Source organism: Alishewanella sp. HL-SH05 (assembly GCF_052655985.1).
The window spans coordinates 3,116,339-3,134,570 of record NZ_CP199753.1; the positions used below are offsets into that span (position 1 = coordinate 3,116,339).

Annotated in this window: 18 protein-coding genes and 1 pseudogene; 13 read left to right on the top strand and 6 right to left on the bottom strand. The window is 46.7% G+C overall.

What is annotated here, in order from left to right:
• Positions 1-79: 79 nt before the first annotated feature.
• The 6 genes and pseudogenes from miaB to ACUJFL_RS14270 all read left to right on the top strand — a co-directional run.
• A complete protein-coding gene (miaB, locus tag ACUJFL_RS14245) occupies positions 80-1,504 on the top strand; it encodes a tRNA (N6-isopentenyl adenosine(37)-C2)-methylthiotransferase MiaB (protein WP_229586408.1) in 1,425 nt (474 codons plus the stop codon).
• 29 nt (positions 1,505-1,533) lie between these two features.
• Entirely contained in the window at positions 1,534-2,568 is a 1,035-nt protein-coding gene (locus ACUJFL_RS14250; protein ID WP_445427836.1) for a PhoH family protein, read from the top strand.
• Positions 2,565-3,026: an rRNA maturation RNase YbeY gene (gene ybeY / locus ACUJFL_RS14255; RefSeq protein ID WP_445427837.1), complete on the top strand. Its 462-nt coding sequence runs from the start codon at positions 2,565-2,567 to the stop codon at positions 3,024-3,026. The genes ACUJFL_RS14250 and ybeY overlap by 4 nt, the downstream gene beginning before the upstream one ends.
• A 33-nt stretch (positions 3,027-3,059) precedes the next feature.
• On the top strand, positions 3,060-3,929 hold the full coding sequence (locus ACUJFL_RS14260; protein WP_226751253.1) for an HlyC/CorC family transporter: 870 nt from the start codon (positions 3,060-3,062) through the stop codon (positions 3,927-3,929).
• Between the two features lie 5 nt (positions 3,930-3,934).
• The gene (gene lnt / locus ACUJFL_RS14265) at positions 3,935-5,479 is read left to right on the top strand and encodes an apolipoprotein N-acyltransferase (protein WP_226751252.1); all 1,545 of its coding nucleotides are present in this window, start codon (positions 3,935-3,937) and stop codon (positions 5,477-5,479) included.
• A gap of 227 nt (positions 5,480-5,706) precedes the next feature.
• A pseudogene (locus ACUJFL_RS14270) lies at positions 5,707-6,669 on the top strand (S8 family serine peptidase); the annotation flags it as partial.
• Positions 6,670-6,798: 129 nt separating this feature from the next.
• Here the strand turns inward: ACUJFL_RS14270 and ACUJFL_RS14275 are convergent.
• The gene (locus ACUJFL_RS14275) at positions 6,799-9,189 is read right to left on the bottom strand and encodes a Lon protease family protein (protein WP_445427838.1); all 2,391 of its coding nucleotides are present in this window, start codon (positions 9,187-9,189) and stop codon (positions 6,799-6,801) included.
• A 131-nt stretch (positions 9,190-9,320) separates the two neighbouring features.
• Between ACUJFL_RS14275 and ACUJFL_RS14280 the strand changes: the two genes are divergently transcribed.
• Positions 9,321-9,596 (top strand): hypothetical protein, encoded by a 276-nt coding sequence (locus ACUJFL_RS14280; protein ID WP_226751249.1) that lies wholly within the window; start codon positions 9,321-9,323, stop codon positions 9,594-9,596.
• 14 nt (positions 9,597-9,610) lie between these two features.
• Here the strand turns inward: ACUJFL_RS14280 and ACUJFL_RS14285 are convergent, their stop codons facing one another.
• Both ACUJFL_RS14285 and ACUJFL_RS14290 read right to left on the bottom strand, forming a co-directional pair.
• The gene (locus ACUJFL_RS14285; protein ID WP_445427839.1) at positions 9,611-10,240 is read right to left on the bottom strand and encodes an NrsF family protein; all 630 of its coding nucleotides are present in this window, start codon (positions 10,238-10,240) and stop codon (positions 9,611-9,613) included.
• 18 nt (positions 10,241-10,258) lie between these two features.
• A complete protein-coding gene (locus ACUJFL_RS14290) occupies positions 10,259-10,777 on the bottom strand; it encodes a sigma-70 family RNA polymerase sigma factor (protein ID WP_445425323.1) in 519 nt (172 codons plus the stop codon).
• A gap of 176 nt (positions 10,778-10,953) precedes the next feature.
• Between ACUJFL_RS14290 and ACUJFL_RS14295 the strand changes: the two genes are divergently transcribed.
• From ACUJFL_RS14295 to ACUJFL_RS14320, 6 genes are all read left to right on the top strand, one after another.
• Entirely contained in the window at positions 10,954-11,358 is a 405-nt protein-coding gene (locus ACUJFL_RS14295) for a thioredoxin family protein (RefSeq protein WP_445427840.1), read from the top strand.
• A 15-nt stretch (positions 11,359-11,373) separates the two neighbouring features.
• A complete protein-coding gene (locus ACUJFL_RS14300; protein WP_445427841.1) occupies positions 11,374-12,096 on the top strand; it encodes a cytochrome c biogenesis CcdA family protein in 723 nt (240 codons plus the stop codon).
• 150 nt (positions 12,097-12,246) lie between these two features.
• A complete protein-coding gene (locus ACUJFL_RS14305; protein ID WP_226751244.1) occupies positions 12,247-12,801 on the top strand; it encodes an HvfA family oxazolone/thioamide-modified RiPP metallophore in 555 nt (184 codons plus the stop codon).
• A gap of 13 nt (positions 12,802-12,814) precedes the next feature.
• A complete protein-coding gene (locus ACUJFL_RS14310) occupies positions 12,815-13,654 on the top strand; it encodes an HvfB family MNIO-type RiPP peptide maturase (RefSeq protein ID WP_226751279.1) in 840 nt (279 codons plus the stop codon).
• The gene (locus ACUJFL_RS14315; RefSeq protein ID WP_445427842.1) at positions 13,651-14,433 is read left to right on the top strand and encodes an HvfC family RiPP maturation protein; all 783 of its coding nucleotides are present in this window, start codon (positions 13,651-13,653) and stop codon (positions 14,431-14,433) included. Before ACUJFL_RS14310 ends, ACUJFL_RS14315 begins: the two co-directional genes overlap by 4 nt.
• A 573-nt stretch (positions 14,434-15,006) precedes the next feature.
• Positions 15,007-15,963 (top strand): hypothetical protein, encoded by a 957-nt coding sequence (locus ACUJFL_RS14320; protein ID WP_445427843.1) that lies wholly within the window; start codon positions 15,007-15,009, stop codon positions 15,961-15,963.
• Here ACUJFL_RS14320 and ACUJFL_RS14325 read toward each other — a convergent pair.
• The 3 genes from ACUJFL_RS14325 to nhaD are packed head-to-tail and all read right to left on the bottom strand — an operon-like array spanning position 15,960 to position 18,206.
• Positions 15,960-16,403 carry a DCC1-like thiol-disulfide oxidoreductase family protein gene (locus ACUJFL_RS14325; protein ID WP_445427844.1) on the bottom strand — a complete coding sequence of 148 codons (444 nt, stop codon included), beginning with the start codon at positions 16,401-16,403 and terminating at the stop codon, positions 15,960-15,962. The genes ACUJFL_RS14320 and ACUJFL_RS14325 overlap by 4 nt on opposite strands.
• Entirely contained in the window at positions 16,348-16,698 is a 351-nt protein-coding gene (locus tag ACUJFL_RS14330) for a putative quinol monooxygenase (protein ID WP_226751240.1), read from the bottom strand. The genes ACUJFL_RS14325 and ACUJFL_RS14330 overlap by 56 nt, the downstream gene beginning before the upstream one ends.
• Before the next feature lie 56 nt (positions 16,699-16,754).
• Entirely contained in the window at positions 16,755-18,206 is a 1,452-nt protein-coding gene (gene nhaD, locus ACUJFL_RS14335) for a sodium:proton antiporter NhaD (protein ID WP_445427845.1), read from the bottom strand.
• Positions 18,207-18,232 lie beyond the last annotated feature (26 nt).

Consider the following 18,232-nt stretch of genomic DNA (forward strand, 5'->3'; position numbering starts at 1 on the left):
CTGTCTCTGGCACTGAGCGGTCAGACAGGCTAAAATACGCTCCCTTTTTTAGACGCATTAACACAGGTAACCACTGACAATGGGTAAAAAGCTGCATATTAAGACCTGGGGCTGCCAGATGAACGAATACGACTCATCAAAAATGGCCGACCTACTGGATGCAACGCATGGCTACACTTTGACCGAAGAGGCAGAAGAAGCTGATGTGATTCTGCTTAATACCTGCTCCATTCGGGAAAAAGCCCAGGAGAAAGTGTTCCATCAGTTAGGTCGCTGGCGTCCACTGAAAGAAAAAAATCCCGATTTGATCATTGGTGTCGGCGGCTGTGTGGCTTCGCAAGAAGGCAAAGCGATCCGTGAGCGCGCGCCCTATGTCGATATCGTGTTTGGCCCACAAACGCTGCATCGCTTACCCGAGATGATCAATTCAGTGCGCGGCTCACATTCTCCTGTGGTCGATGTGTCGTTCCCTGAAATCGAAAAATTTGACCGCTTACCTGAGCCAAAAGCCGATGGTCCAAGCGCTTTTGTCTCGGTGATGGAAGGCTGCTCTAAATATTGCACATTCTGTGTCGTGCCTTATACCCGTGGTGAAGAGGTCAGCAGACCGTTAGATGATGTTCTGTTTGAAATCGCCCAACTGGCGCAACAAGGTGTGCGCGAAGTGAACTTACTGGGACAAAACGTCAACGGTTATCGCGGTGCCACCCATGATGGCAGTATTTGTCATTTTTCTGAGCTGCTGCGCTTAGTGGCCGCCATTGATGGTATTGACCGCATTCGATATACCACTTCACACCCGGTTGAATTTACCGACGATATTATTGAAGTGTATAAAGACGTGCCTGAACTGGTCGATCATCTGCATTTACCAGTGCAGTCAGGTTCAGATCGGGTGTTAAACTTGATGAAACGCGGCCATACCGCCATAGAGTACAAAGCGCAGATCCGTAAATTAAAGAAAATACGACCTAACCTGAGTATGTCATCAGACTTTATTATCGGCTTTCCAGGTGAAACCGATGAAGACTTCCAAGCGACCATGGATTTAATTCAGGCCATTGGATTTGATATGAGCTTTAGCTTTATCTATAGCGCCCGCCCAGGTACGCCAGCAGCCGATTTACCGGATGATGTCACCGAAGACGCGAAAAAACAGCGCTTATATATCCTGCAAGATCGTATTAACCAGCAAGCACTGAAAATTGCCCGTGGCATGTTAGGCACCGAACAGCGTATTTTGGTGGAAGGCCCTTCTAAGAAAAATATTATGGAATTAACCGGCCGAACCGAGAATAATCGCGTAGTAAACTTTGAAGGCTCACCCGATATGATTGGCGGTTTTGTTGACGTGAAAATTACCGATGTGTTCAGTAATTCACTACGTGGCACCTTAATTCGTACTGAGGCTGAGATGGGCCTGCGCCGTGAAATTGCGCCGCAACAAATTCTTGCACGTCAGCCAAAAACTGACGACCTAGGTGTAACTCACTTTGTTCCCTAAGCGAACTGGACAATAAAGAGATATTTATATTGAATAGTGACAGTAGTTATAGCACTGAATTGCTGATGGAGCCGGTTGATCACCGGCGCCTGACGCTACTTTGTGGCCCGTACGACGATAATCTGAAACACTTAGAGCGCCGCTTACAGGTTAATATTAGCCACCGTAATGGCACCATGCGGATTGAAGGCCAACAACCGAATGTCGAAGCCACTATCGACATCTTGCAAGAACTCTATTTACTGACCGCGAATGTCGAGCAGCAACAAGACGGTATTACTCCAGAACAAGTGCACTTGATGATCAGCGAACACGTTGAAATTGAGTATCAAGATTCTGAACCCGGCAGCCGCCAGAAAGAATTTAGCCTAAAAACCAAAAAAGGTCTGATTAAACCGCGTAATCCTAATCAAGCGGCTTATGTTGCCAATGTGTTGCAACATGATGTGTGTTTTGGTGTTGGCCCTGCCGGTACCGGCAAAACCTATTTAGCGGTAGCGTGTGCCGTTGATGCCCTAGAAAGCGGCCTGGTTAAACGCATTATCTTAACGCGGCCCGCAGTCGAAGCGGGTGAAAAGCTCGGTTTCTTGCCTGGTGATTTAGCCCAAAAAGTCGATCCTTACTTACGGCCTTTGTATGATGCGTTATTTGAAATGCTTGGCTTTGAAAAGGTTGAAAAATACCTTGAGCGCGGCGTCATTGAAATTGCGCCCTTGGCTTACATGCGTGGGCGAACCTTAAATGATGCCTTTATCATCTTGGATGAAAGCCAAAATACCACCACCGAGCAAATGAAAATGTTTTTAACCCGCATTGGTTTTAGTGCCAAAGCCGTGATCACCGGTGATATAACGCAAGTCGACTTACCGCGTGGCCAATACTCCGGTTTAAAACATGCCATTGATGTGCTGTCTACCGTGCCAGAAATCAGCTTTAACTTCTTCAATGCCAAAGACGTGGTACGCCACCCTATTGTGCAACGTATTGTGCAAGCCTATGAAGCTTTTGAAGCGGCAAACCCAAAACCGAATGGCCCTGAGCAGCGGGAATTTAGAGCAAAATGAGCATCACCTTAGATTTACAGCTGGCCAGCTCTGCGAAAAATTTACCGAGCGAAGCGCAATTTCAACAATGGCTAAACGCAGCTGTAATGCCATTTCAAGCTGAGGCTGAGGTGACCATTCGTGTGGTAGATAATGCCGAAAGCCAACAACTGAATGCCCAATATCGCGCGAAAGATAAACCCACCAATGTGCTGAGTTTTCCATTTCAATGTCCACCGGGCGTAGAATTAAGTTTGCTCGGTGATTTAATCATTGCTGCCGACGTAGTGGCCGCCGAAGCGAGCGAACAAGAAAAACCCTTGTTTGCACATTGGGCCCATATGGTAGTGCACGGGTGCTTGCATTTATTGGGATTTGACCATATAAATGATGAGGATGCCGTTGAAATGGAAACCGAAGAAATTCAGATCCTCGCGCAGTTAGGCATAGCCAATCCCTATTTATTGGATGACGAATAATTTTTATTATTTTAACGGAGCACAAGTTCACTGATGAGTGAAGACAACCCCCACTCTAGTCGCGGTTCTGCGAGTCGCAGTTGGTTAGAACGTATCGCCAACATTTTCAACGCAGAGCCTCAAGATCTGTCTGATTTGGAAGATATTATTAGCGAAGCGGCTATGCGTGAGCTAATTGATACCGATACCAAGGATATGTTGCAAGGTGTTTTGGACGTGTCAAAAATGCGCGCTCGGGACATTATGATCCCACGCTCACAAATGGCGACCATTGACATTGAGCAGCCCCTGTCTGAAGTGCTACCCATCTTATTGGAAAATAATCATAGCCGTTATCCGGTGGTCAATGAAGATAAAGACCATATCGAAGGCATTCTGATTGTAAAAGATATCCTGCAATATGCGTTGGATGACAAGAATAACGATTGGCAGTGGAGTAACCTCGTTCGCCCTGCTGTGATTATTCCTGAAAGCAAAAAAGTCGATGCCTTACTGCGTGAATTTCGGCAAAAACGCTATCATATGGCCATTGTGGTTGATGAGTATGGCGGTGTTTCAGGCCTAGTCACCATTGAAGATATCTTGGAACAAATCGTCGGTGAAATTGAAGATGAACATGATGATCACGAAGATCATGACATCAAAAAGATGGCCTCTCGGGTATTTCAAGTCAGTGCGTTAACCCCATTGGATGAATTTAATGAAAGCTTCGGCACCTCTTTTGACGAAGAAGATGCCGATACCATCGGCGGTATCGTGTTGCATGCTTTTGGACATATGCCCGCCCGAGGTGAAAGCATTACGCTGGGCGATCTTAAATTCAAAGTAAGCAAAGCCAACAGCCGGCGTTTAATGCAACTTCAAGTGATTCAACCGCGCAAATCGGAAGAAGAAGGAAACTAATCATTTTGCGTTCTGGCTTATCTCGCTTGGCACTGCCGCTGGTTTTACTGGCGGCAGGCGCACTGAATACCCTAGCTTTTACGCCCTATCATTTGTGGTGGCTGCCGTTTTTTACCTTAGCGCTATTAGCGCTGGCCATTCAACACAGTAAGCAACCACGTCAAGCCGCTATTGCCGGCTTTAGTTATGGTATCGGTTGGTTTGGTGTCGGTATTAGCTGGGTGCATGTCAGTATTGATCAATTTGGTGGCTTGCCGCTGATTGCCAGTTTAGGCTTGATGGCGCTGTTAGTGGGCTACCTCGCGTTATTCCCTGCCCTCGCCGCCTGGTTAACCCGCCGTTTTGCCAATGCACTGCCCTTGCCGTTATTATTCGCGGCTAGCTGGATTTTCACTGAATGGCTACGCAGTGTGATGCTAACCGGCTTTCCATGGTTATCAATGGGTTACAGCCAAACGGATTCACTATTACGGCATTGGGCACCATTAATTGGCGAAATTGGACTGAGTTGGCTGATGGTGTTTATCGCCGCCAGCGCCAGTTTGTTGTACAAATCTTCCTTAGCACGCTGGCAGCAAGCCAGTTTTCTGATGACTGCGGTTATGCTTGTTGCCATCAGCCCATTACTTGCCACACTAAAAGGCTGGCAGTTAAGTGGTCAAACAGTATCTGTGTTGTTGGTACAAGGCAATATCAAACAAGATTTGCGCTGGGCGCCAGAGCAAGAATGGCCGACCATGTTGAAATACCTTGATCTCACTCGGCCACATTTAAGCGAACATCAAATTATTATTTGGCCAGAAGCGGCGATACCGCAATTAGAACCATTAGCCATCGATTTTCTAGAGAACCTCGATAGCTCTGCAACCTACAGCAACACTGCCCTTATCAGTGGCATTATCGATTATCGACATAAAACCGGCGAAGCTTGGAATAATCTTATTGTATTGGGTAAGCAACAGCCCGACGCTGAGCGCGGTCACTATTTTTATGGCCATACTAATCGTTTTAGCAAACATCATTTGTTACCGATTGGCGAATTTGTGCCTTTTGAGCAGCTATTACGTCAGCTCGCTCCGATTTTCGATCTCCCGATGAGCTCCTTTAGCCGAGGTAGCTATGTGCAGCCGAATCTTATCGCCAATGGTGTACATTTATTGCCGGCTATCTGCTTTGAAATTGCGTTTCCGGCACAAATCCGTGCCAATTTTACTGCCGATACCCAGGTATTACTGACGGTCAGTAATGATGCTTGGTTTGGCGACAGCATTGGCCCCCATCAGCATTTGCAAATAGCGCGTATGCGCGCCTTAGAATTTGGCCGCCCAGTACTGCGAGCGACCAACAATGGCATTACCGCTTCTATTGCCGCATCTGGAGAGATCCGGGAGCGCGCCCCCCAATTTACCGAAGCACTGGTGAGTGATCAGTTACCTTTAACCACCGGACGTACGCTATACAGTACGCTGGGCGATCTGCCGGTGTTTTTACTTAGCCTACTGAGCTTGCTTACAGCAGCTTGGCGTGGTCGCCAACAGCACAGTTTGTAGCTTTAACTTGGCGATTGTTACACTCGCCGTCATCTTTATTTAATCCCACCCCTTGCCACACGCTAACATCGGTTTGCTCTTAGCCAATGTGACCTTGTAACAAATATGCCGCTATGCGTTTAGGTTATAGGTACATTAGCGATTAATTTTATACAAAAGATTATTTATGTTTGCTTTTTAGGCGACAACTTCCCAAAACCGCTTTAGTTGCGATAAACAAGAATTTAATGAGTTTAGGCGGTGGCGGCGCCAACAACACAGAAGAAAACGCCTTTAATAACTTTACCAATAATGGCGGCTTAGTGTTAGCGGCAGCCGGTAACGACGGTAACTCAGTGCGCTCTTATCCGGCAGGTTATGCCTCGGTAATGATGATTGGCGCTAATGATGCCAATAATCAAATTGCTTCTTTCTCGCAATATCCCTCTTGTAGCTCAGGCTCAGGTAAACGCAGTGTCACTAATGAAGGCTTTTGTGTTGAAGTAGCCGCAGGCGGTGTAGATACGCTTTCTACCTACCCTTCTGGCGGTGCCTCCATGGCAGCTTTGACCGCAGGCAATAATGGTTATGCCGCCTCTGCCATGGAAAATACCGGCGAAGCTTCAGGCAGTACTTTCTTTATGGGTGAAGCCACTGCCACTAACAGCGGCGCGTCAGGTAAGGTCTGTGTGATTGACCGTGGTACTGTTTCTTTCCATGACAAAGTGAAAAACTGCCAGTTATCCGGTGGTATCAGTGCTATTTTAATTAATAATGCGCCGGGCATGTTATACGGTACTTTAGGTGCGGGCACTGCGAATACTACGTCAATCCCCGCCGTGGGCGCAGCCTTTGAAGATCGTTCAGCCTTACTGAGTGCCGCCACAGCCAGTATCAACGTAGGAGCTTCAGATTACGGTTATATGAGCGGTACCTCGATGGCCACCCCAGCAGTAGCCGGTTTAGCCACGCGTGTATGGTCTAACTTCCCACAATGTACCGGTACGCAAATCCGCAGTGCGCTGAAAGCAACAGCCAGCTTACCTAGCGGTGGCGATCCACAGAAATTTGGTAAAGGTATTGTTAAAGCCAAAGCGGCTTATGATTACCTCACCACTTATGGTTGTGCCGGCAACGGTGGGGGTTCAGGTGGTGGTGATCCAGAGCCAGAACCAGCGCCATGTAAAGGCGGTCCAAGAAAATGCGGTTAAGCCCGCGCTAAATAAAGAAAGCCGCTGTTAAGCGGCTTTCTTATTTTGTGTTATCACCTTTTTCTGTAGCTTAATTGAGTGTTCTTTTTTAAAAGCGAGCTAACGGCTATGCAGCACGACGTCGATAGCTTACTCTTCGGCACTGCCATTAACTAATTCCGCCAACAAGGCTAAACGCGCTCGCGCTTTGGCATTGACTGATTTTTTCGGGTATTGGCCACGTGCATTTCGCTCTCCGGCCAATTGCGCCGTTAACAGTTCTAGTGCTTCATCAACAGTACGCACAGCGTAAATATGAAATTGACCTGTAGCGACCGCATCGACCACTTCATGACGTAATACCAAATTTATTTGGTTACTGGCAGGAATAATCACACCTTGCTGCCCCGTCAAACCACGCGATTGACACAGTCTGAAGAAGCCTTCAATTTTTTCGTTAACACCGCCAATCGCTTGTACCTGACCATATTGGTTGATCGACCCCGTTACCGCTAAGCTTTGCAAAATGGGCACTTCAGTAATAGCAGAAATTAAGGCACACACCTCAGCTAAAGAAGCACTATCACCATCGATATGGCCGTAAGATTGCTCCATCGCAATATTGGCACTGAGGGTCAAAGGGAAATCCCGAGCATACTTGGAACCCAAATAACCGGTTAAAAGTAATACGCCTTTCGAGTGAATGGCTTTACCGAGTTCGACTTCTCGCTCTATGTCGACCACGCCACTCGAGCCCGCAAACACGGTCGCGCTGATCCGCGCAGGCGTGCCAAAAGCTGTATCGCCAATCTCTAATACGGTTAAACCATTGATCTTACCCACGGCGGCACCATCGGTATCAATGAGGATCTGCCCTTCTTGAATATCTTCTAAAAAGGCTTCACTAATACGCCCGGTACGATATTGCTTACCCGCTAAGGCTTGTTTAACATGCTCAGCCGTTAATTCTTCAGCTTGTTGCTGTTGCGCGAAATAACACGCCTCACGCACTAATTCCAACACATCGGCAAAACGGGCCGATAACTTGCTTTGATGTTCAGCTTGACGAAAACTAAATAACAACAGCTGTTGCAAACCGCAAGCTGATAGCTGGGCAATGTGCATTTGGCGCATCTGTACCTGAATTTGCTGCGTCATATCACTAACCGTTTCGGCTTGATACGGCAAGTAATGTTCAAAATCGGCCAGTACGCGAAACAGCTCGTTAAATTCATCATCAAGATCTTGTACCAGATAATACAGATCGCGCGAGCCGAGCAGCACCACTTTAACATTCAGCGGGATCGCTTTGGGGGTAATAATCGTCGAGTTAGTTACCGCATGTTCACTAAGGGTGTCTATTACGACTTCGCCCGCTTTTAGCGCTAACTTTAGTGCATCCCAAAGCGCTGGCTGTGACAATAAGCGATCGGCGTCTAAAATAAGATAGCCGCCATTGGCTCGGTGTAATGCCCCTGGGCGGATCATCCGATAGTTGGTGTAAAGTGAACCACTAGAGGAGTTATATTCGACGCGGCCAAACAAATTACCGTAACTAGGATTAGCTTCAAACACAATGGGAGCGCCAGACATGCTTTCATAATGCACCAGCACATTGGGCACAAACTCTTCTATAAAAAATTCACGGCTAATCGGCTCTTCGTTTTTTTCGCCGTCTGATTCATCCGGTAATAATTCCAGCACCGCTTTAATTAAAGGGGTACGCATATCACGCAGATATTTTAATACGCCAAGTTCAGCATTGTAGTCATGTTCTAGCTGCTTCAGCATCGGTTTAATGGCTTGCTCAATAGTGTCTTTACACAACCCTCGCAAGCTCTCGGAGAGCTCACGTTTCCAACGCGGTAATTCTAATAACTCTTCATTGAGGATGGTTTCTAGCTCTGAGACTAAACCGTAAAAATATTGGCGCTGTTCTTCCGTTAACTTAGAAAACTCTTGATCATCTAGAGGTTTACCATCAATGATCGGTGAAAAACTGACGGCGCCGTTTTCTTCGTACAACACCACTTGTTTTTCTAACGCTTTACTTTCAACCCGATCAATAGCCTCTTCATAGCGCTTATCAAAGGTACGATGAATGGCTTTTTTCTTCCGTTGATAACCCGGGTTATCAAAAGCGGCCGGAAAGGTATCCATTAACTCATCAATCAGCGCTTCGAGTTTTTTGACCAGTTTGCGGCCTTCTCCGGCTAGTAGACGACAGGTACTGGGTACGCGCTCATCATCAAAATTATTTAGATAACACCACTCATCTGGCGTGGCTTTTTCACTGGCGGCTTGTTGCAAAATATCATGCACTAGGGTGGAACGCCCTAACGCCTGCTCCCCCATGACATACAAGTTATAACCTGGCATATCCATGCCAATAGCAAACTCTAACGCAGAGCGCGCACGGTTTTGGCCAATAAAGGCAGACGGTAAGGCCGGTTGTTGCAGTGCTGCTGCAATTAATTGGGGATCTAATTGAGGACACAACTGTGTCGGGTGGAGCGCCAGTGACAGATTAAGCTGCGTCATGCATCGCCTTAAAAGGGTTACGTATTGGCCGCTATACTACCAAAAAGCGTCGCGCTCTGCCCAGCGCTAAAGTTTATTATGCGGCTGCCGATAAACAAAATATCTATGATTTAGCATTTCGGGGGCCGGCAATGGACGAACGCAACTGTTTACAAAAAATACGCAACTTAGGAGCAAGGCTTCATGAGCTGGAATTAACCCAGCCTTTGCCAGGTAAATCTTATACCTCAGCGGCCTTAGACTTTTTATTTCAGCAACATCAATTAGAACGCCCAAGTGGCGCCGGTTTAGAAAAGATTTTACAAACCTTGGGGCAAGCCGTTATGGCAAAACATCATCTGACCTTTTCTCATTTAGATGCGAATAGTGTGGTGGATTATTTCTGCCGTTATTATCGAGTGCATTAATAATGCAGAAAGGGTTACCAGCGCCACAGCCGGTGGCTGCTAAGTAAGCTCCCCAGCAAAGCGAGGGTTGCCGCTAAACCATAAGCTAACAATAAGTATGCAAGGGCATCAACGCGGCAATGCAAACTATACACTAAGGCGGCTAAGCTACCGGCTAGGCCTCCTACCACCAACCGCAAAGCCATGCGGTGCAAAGGCCGCGCTCGGCGTAACATTCTTGATAATATCCAGCCTGCCGCCATACCCACTGGCGCTATCCAAGCAATACAGGCCCAAAATGAAGAAACTTGAGCAGCTTGCCCGAAACTCAGCGACTCTCCCATAGTACCTAAACAGATCAATAACCCAACGCTACCAGCAAGTGACAACCATAAGAGCGGGGCTTTACGCCATTGTGGCAACAACGGCTGACTAAGCAATAAAGTCAGTTGCAGCAACGTCACCACTAGCATTAATAAGGCAGCGGTTTTCAGCATCCCCGCCAGCGGCCAATCAAAACGTAAACCAAAAGGCAGCATCAATAGCAATGCGCACATCAACACCATGCCCAAGGTTAAATAGGTAATTTGCGGTGCTAGAAATGGCCGCACCGCTTGATGTGAGTCGACCAGTTTCGCGATAAGTTGCTCTGTTTTATCCGCCATCTGACTAATTAACCTTATTTATTTTTCATGTAATTCGCTGCGTAACAGCTGAATAGCTCGAAACACATTAACCTTAACCCAAGACGAACTGCGCTGCATCAGGTTGGCGGTTTCATCTATCGACAATTCTTCTACCTTGGTGGCATACAACACCTGTGCTTGTGCCGCATTCAGCGGCGCCAGTAAATGACTAACGGCTTGGTATTGTTCATCTTCATCCAAAGGCACGCTAGGCTGCCAGCTGTCTTCATCACTTAACGATTGATGTTCATTCGCCGCAAGTTGACGACGACTTTCAAAATATTTATGCCGCAAAATGCCACTAAGCCAGGGTTCAACGGGTAAGCCAACTTGATACGTATGCAAAATACGGTGTACCGTTAATAACGTCTCTTGCACAAAGTCGTCTAAATGTTGCGCGGGCACATAGCGCCGTGCTCGCATGCGCAAAAACGGTACAATGGCGCTTAAAAAAGCACTGTAAGCTTGCTTATCTCCCTGCTGGGCTCGTTCTAACAGAACCTGCCAGTCGTTCATGTTTAATCCTGTTTCTATGGCTGTCGACGGCCCACTGCTTTGTTATTGACGATAACACGACAAAAAGTTACAGCAAAAAAAAATTATTTTTCTGTAACCTTTTCTAGTTTTCTCACCAATTACCCCTGAACACACCGCATTTTGTGGTTTATTTCTCTCACAATAGGATTGTTATTATGTTAAGTACTTCTTTAAAAACGTTCGCCCTAGCTGCAACTTTCGCCGTAGCGCTATTCACCGCTCTGCAAGTGAATGCCACTAACTTTGTCTTACCCGCTTACTCTGCAGCACAATTAGTCGAGGCAGAAAAACAAGGTAGCTTTGTACTAGTTGCTACTAAACCCGGTTGCCCAGTGTGTGCGAAACAAGTGCCGGTGATTGAGGCACTGTTAAAGGACCCCGCATTTAGCGATCTAAAAGTGCTGCAATATAACCAAGTAACAGAGAAAGCATTAAACAATCGCTATGGCGTTACTGGACAAAGCACCATTATTGTCGTTAATAAGGGCGAATTAGTGTCTTTAACCCGAGGCTTAACTGACGAACAAGCGATTAAAGCTGAAATGCTAAAAGCGCTATAACACGGGAGTCGGTTAATGATTGATTTTAGCCTGTTACCACTGCTATTACTGGCGGGTATGTTAATTACGTTATCACCGTGCATTTTGCCGGTGCTGCCCGTAATGGCCAGTTCTGGCTTAGCAAAACATAAATTGGCTCCCGTATTTACGGGTATGGGTTTGGCCATTGGTTTTGCTTTGATGGGCATGCTGCTGCATGGTCTTGGCAGTGTGCTTGGGCTAAGTGATAGTGTTACCCGGCCATTGTTTGCCAGTTTATTGGTATTATTTGGTTTAGCCTTAGTATTGCCTTGGTTCAAGCAAGGCAGCAGCGGCTTTTTTGCGCCCTTAGCCGCTAAAGCGAACCAACTGGCTACAACCTTGGAACAAAAACCCGGTGGTGCCTTTTGGTTAGGCTTAATGCTGGGCGCCATTTGGAGCCCATGCGCAGGCCCCATTCTCGGTGCGGCATTGGGCCTCGCCGGTAACTCCGGTAGTTTAGTTAACGCGGGCGTGCAAATGCTGGTGTTTGGTATTGGCGCCGCACTGCCGCTAATTGCTATCGCCTATCTGTTTGCCGGTTCCGCACGACGTTTTTTACCCAAAATCGCCGCTGGTGGAGAAAAAGCACGGCAAGTTCTTGGCTACAGTTTATTGTTGGTGGGTCTACTGATTTTAACGGGAGCCGATCAAATGATACTGATTTGGGCTACGGATAACCTGCCTGACACCTGGTTAAATTTAATTACCACCTATTAATTGGTTTGAATCGTGGCACAGCAAAACCATTGAGACACGATCAAGCTATACTTTACAGATAACCCGCTTCTGTTTAGGCTAAGACAAAACAGAGTGGCGATAAAAAAGTGCCGCAACGGGCGCTGATGAAACACACAACAAGGATCTCACATGAACAGCTTAACCAAAACACAACTTACCCTAGCCCTAGGTGCTTTAGCACTGGGTTCCGCTACTGTAAATGCCGAAACGAACAATAACCCGTTTCAAGCACAACAACTGACCATGGCCTATCAACTGCACAATCACACCGAAACCGGCACAGGCGTAAAGGTTAAACTTAAAGATAAAGCGCAAGAAATGAAGTGCGGAGAAGGCAAGTGTGGCGAAGACATGAAAAAAGCCGCGGCCGATAAAGCCAAAGAAATGAAGTGTGGCGAAGGTAAATGTGGCGAAAACATGAAGAAAGCCGCTGCTGATAAAGCCAAAGAAATGAAATGTGGTGAAGGCAAATGTGGTGGCGACATGAAAAAAGCCGCGGCCGACAAAGCCAAAGAAATGAAGTGTGGTGAAGGCAAGTGTGGTGCAGAGATGAAAGCACACGCCCATGATAAAGCTGACGCAGCGAAAGCGGCGGGTGCTGACAAGGCCATGGATGCCAAGAAAAAAGCCAGTGATAAAGCACAAGAAATGAAATGTGGCGAAGGTAAGTGTGGCTCTATCTAAGTCACGCCTGCCCTTGTCACTCGACAAGCACAGCGCGGGCCTTGGCCTGCGCCGTGAAATGCTGCCGGAATTGCTTCAGCTAAAACCGGCAGACATTGATTTCTTTGAAGTGGCACCAGAAAACTGGTTACCTTACGGTGGTAAACTGCAACGCGATTTTCGGCGCTTAACCGAACAGTATCCGTTTTTTTGTCATGGCTTATCGCTATCGATTGCCAGCCCCGATCCCTTAGATGTGGCCTTTGTTAAGCAAGTAAAACAGTTTTTGGATGAACATCAGATTTTGCAGTATAGCGAGCACTTGAGTTATTGCTCTGCCGATGGCCATCTGTACGATTTAATGCCAATCCCTTTTACTGAAGAAGCCATCCATTATGTTTCTGGCCGCATCAAGCAGGTGCAAGATATTTTAGAGCGCCCGCTGATCTTAGAGAATGTCTCTTACTATGTTGCACCCGATCAGCAATTAAGCGAGCAGCATTTTTTACAGGCAGTATTAGAAGAAGCCGACTGTCAGCTGTTACTGGATGTGAATAACATCTACGTTAATGCGGTTAATCATGGTTATGACGCCAATACCTTTTTACAAATGATGCCAACTGAGCGCATTGCCTATTATCATGTAGCCGGGCACTACCAGCAAACAGCAAACCTATTAATTGATACCCATGGCGCCGATGTGCCCGATCCAGTATGGCAATTGCTGCAAGCGGCTTATCAACACCATGGTGTAAAACCCACGTTATATGAACGTGATTTTAACGTACCGGCCATAACACAGCTTTGTCAGGAACTACGCTATATCAAACAATTGCAACACACACAGCGTCAATTAGAGCGGCAAGCCTCATGAGCCAGTTAGCTCAAACGCAACGAGATTTTGCTAAGGCGATCCGCAATCCTGATAAACCACCTAGTGCCGTAGCAACCTTAGCGCCTGAGCGCTTACAGGTGTACCAAGAACTGTTTTTTAATAATGTGCGCGGCTTTATTGATAATGCCTTCCCGGTATTACACAGCCTGTACCCAGCTAAAGCCTGGCTGGCGTTACAAACCGCATTTTTTCGTGACTATGCCTGTCACTCACCTTATTTTTTGCATATCGCCGAGCAATTTGTCAGTTTTTTACAACAATACACACTGACTGCCGAGGAGCCGCCTTTTCTAGCTGAACTGGCGCATTATGAATGGGCAGAACTCTATGTCGGCACCGTCAAAGCCACCCAAACGGTTGAACTACTTACTGCAGATGACGTCAGTACGGCAGCACTGGCCTTGTCAGAGCTGGTACTACTGAGCGCCTATCAATTTCCGGTACAGCAAATTAGTAAAGACTTTCAACCCAGCACGCCAGCTGAGCTACAGTGTTTTTTGATCTATCGCGATTTGGCTGATGAGGTGATTTTTGTCAGTTTAAATCAGGCTACCTTATTGTTATTACATAATATCCAACAACAACCCGGGCAGTCCCTATCCGAGCATATTCAGCAGCTTGCTCCAATGCTGCCGCAACTTAGCCCTACCCAGTTAACGGCAGCGGCTTTGCCGTTATTGCAGCAATGGGCAGCGGCTGGCGCAATTGTGCGTGCTCCAGACATAGCTTCGGGGTCAGATCCCGAGCAAATCAGCTGAATACTCAGTTTCTAACTGTTAATTTAATAATTTCAATAACTAAGCCTTAACTGCTAGTCAGTATTTCACCTTGCGGCGAGATACTTTCTTTTGCGTCGTCAAAAGAAAGTATCCAAAGAAAATGCGACCCTACATTGCGGCGAAAGCCCGGCTCAACCTAACACGACCAAGGCGACGAGGTAACTCGTTCGGCACTACCTTGCCTCGCTCAAACACCCCTCGTCTTAAAACCTTAGCCGCGCCAGGTTGCCCGGCTTGCAACGTAATGGTATTAAAAGCACAAACACTTCGGATTGAAGCTTAGCGAGTTAACCGCGAAGTAAACTTTGGCTTAAGACGTCTTTTTCAGGGATGAAAAAGAGGAGCGTACAAGGAGGTATTTACAGCGTGCTCCAGCCGAAGCTTTACGCAGCGTTTAACGTTTTGCAAGCTGCAAGCTTCGCTGTCAGATACAAACGTAAATACAAACCTTCGCAGCCTAATGATATCAAAAGTTAAAAACCCCAAAATTTAGATGGCCAGACGTCCAGATAGGTGTATACTAACCGTATCGCAATTTGGGGTATAAGTATCATGGCATTATCCTTACAGCAAAAAATCACTGATCCGGCACAGGGTGTCTATTTGATTGGCACCACACCACCAAAAGCCGGTACGGATATCGAAAAAACCACACGTATCGCTAAAAAGCTGTTGGCCCGTTTAAACGAAATCGAGTACGACGGGTTAATTGTTTATGATATTCAAGATGAAAGCAGCCGCGTAGCTGCAGAGCGGCCTTTTCCTTTTCACAGTACCTTAGATCCGCGTGATTACAGTGTGTTATTACGCGAATTAGCGCAGCAAGATGTGATCACCTATAAAAGTGTAGCCCAGCGTGATGCGGCGGAATTTCATACCTGGCTCACCGAAACCGAGCAACAATATGCTTTACGTAACCTTGTGTTAGTGGGTAGCCCCTCTTCTAATGGTGATATCAAACTCAGCTTGCCAGAAGCTTATCAGCAGTTAGCCGCACACGATGCCCAGTTTCATTTAGGCGGTGTGGCCATTGCTGAGCGCCATGCTAAAAAAGGCAACGAACATTTGCGGCTGATTGAAAAATCGGCACAAGGTTGTCAGTTCTTTATTTCGCAAGCGGTGTATAACGCGCAAGCCACTATTGATTTACTCACCAGCTATGCCAGAAGCTGTAAGCAACAAGGTATCAGCCCCAAACGTATTATTTTGACTTTTACCCCCTGTGGCGGTGAGCAAACTTTAACATTTATGCAGTGGCTAGGTATTTCTGTGCCTGAGGGCAGTAAGTATCGTATTTTAGATGCGGCCAATCCGTTGAACGAATCGATTAAAATTTGCCGCGATAACCTGCATCAAATCCTGCATCACTGTGCAGCACTTGACCTACCTTTGGGTTTGAACGTGGAAAGCCTAACCAATCGTCGCGAAGAAATTGACGCCGCTATTCGTTTATTCCGGTTATTGAAAGCGATGATGGAGTTACATTTAGCAGAAAAACAAGTGGCCTAAATTTTTGGCAACCGTAACAGCCAAAGCAAGCTGTTACGGGCACTGCGCAGCACGGGGTAACACACTTTGGCGCAACGTGGCGATTTAAATAACCAAAAATTAAACCGATTAAAAACATTACTACGGCTACTGAGTAGCGCTAGCATCTGCAAGGCATCTGCCCCACCATACCAACTGTCAGCAACGCGCAGCACCATCCCCTGCTCAATCTGATACCCCGCGCCAGCTAACAACTGTGCATAGTGGGGTTCAGCTCTTACATCGATGAGCTGCAACTGCCCCAAAGTAGCTTGTAACCGCACACGCCGACTGTAAAACCGACACGCCGGGCAGCCTTCATCATAAAACAGTGCTAAGCTTGAAACTGACTCAGCAAGCACTGCTTCAGCCAAGTTGGGGGGCGTCATACTCAGCAGGCTCATCGGTATAAATACAGACATTCCAATCTGCGGCTAACCCATCATCTGCAACACAGTAGGTTTCAAAGAAATGTTTGATTTCTGCTCGCTGACAATGCGCTTCAAAACTGGCTATATCCGCCCAAATTTCATTAAAGGCAATAGGGAAACTTTTACCTTCAGCAAAGGGGCTAGCTAATTGACGTGTCACAATGTATTGCAAGCACCCATCCTCACGCAGCGTGTTTGGTTCAAGGCTCTGTAATACCTTAAATAAAGCAGCTTCTTTACCCGCTTTTGGCAGAAACTGTGCCACACAATAAACTTTTTTTGACATAACTCACTCGCTGTAAAAAACCGCCTCACCCGCAACATCAGGCGAGGCGGCTAACATTAAGGCCGACCGAAAATAGTAAACAACTCAGCATTAAGCCACAGATGGCACATCACGCTGGCAGCGTAGCCCAATAAAATGACTGGCGCCCACTTTAAATGACCAACAAAGGTATAATTACCCCGAGCTTGGCCCATTAACGCTACCCCTGCCGCAGAGCCGATAGACAATAAACTACCGCCTACCCCCGCTGTTAGCGTAATCAGCAACCAATGACCATGCGACATCTCAGGGTTCATTGTTAATACAGCGAACATCACTGGAATATTATCCACTACGGCCGACATCAGGCCTAATACCACGTTAGCCGATGTCGGATCCCAGTTAGTATAAAGTGCCGTCGATAATAACTCGAGGTAACCAATAAAACCTAAACCACCGACACATACCACTACCCCGTAGAAGAAGAGTAACGTGTCCCATTCGGCGCGGGCAACCCGGCTAAACACATCAAAAGGTACGACTTGACCCAGTGAACGGATCCGTTCGATATCGCCGGCTCTTTCCGCCATAGCTTTTTTGCGAGCCAAAGAACCTGGTAAGGTTTTACGTAAAAAGAAACCGAAAAACTGTAAGTAACCCAAACCCGTCATCATGCCAAGTACCGGTGGTAAACCGAAGTATGAGTGAAAGGCCACCGCAGTAGCGATGGTGAGTAGAAACAAGCACATAATACGTAAAGCACCACGCTTTAATTCTACCGCTTCAGAGTGGCCGCTTGGCGAACGTTTCTCGACGAAAAAGCTCATAATGACCGCAGGTAACAAAAAGTTGACCATGGCCGGAATAAACAAGGTAAAAAATTCATTAAACGTAATAATCCCGGCCTGCCACACCATCAACGTAGTAATGTCACCAAACGGAATAAACGCACCACCGGCATTAGAGGCCACTACGATATTCACGCAGGACAAGTTGATAAAACGCTTATCACCCTCAGCCACCTTCATTACCACGGCACACATCAGCATAGCGGTAGTCATGTTATTGGCAAAAGAAGAGATACCAAAGGCTAAAATACCACTGATCCAAAATAAGGTGCGATAGCTAAAGCCCGAGCGAATAAGCCAAGCGCGTAAACCATCGAATAAACGTCGCTCTTCTAAGGCGTTGATGTAAGTCATCGCCACCAATAAAAACAGCATTAACTCTGAAAATTCTAATAGGGTATGTCGAAACGCAGACTCCGATTCAACAGCCAAACCAGCTTCCATGTAGCGCCAGCCAATCATGGCCCAAATAACACCAGCAGCTATTAATACCGGTTTCGATTTACGTAATTGAATTTTCTCTTCAGCCATAACAAGTAAATAAGCTAAAAAGAATAGCCCTAAGGCAATAATACCAATCGGGCTTGCAGTTAAATTTATGGGTCCTGTCTCGGCTAACGCTGTGGATGGGTAAAGGGCAAGGCAGCTCAATAACACCAAAAGGGATCTGAGGTTTAACATGATGGCTTCTATTTAGGTCAATTTAT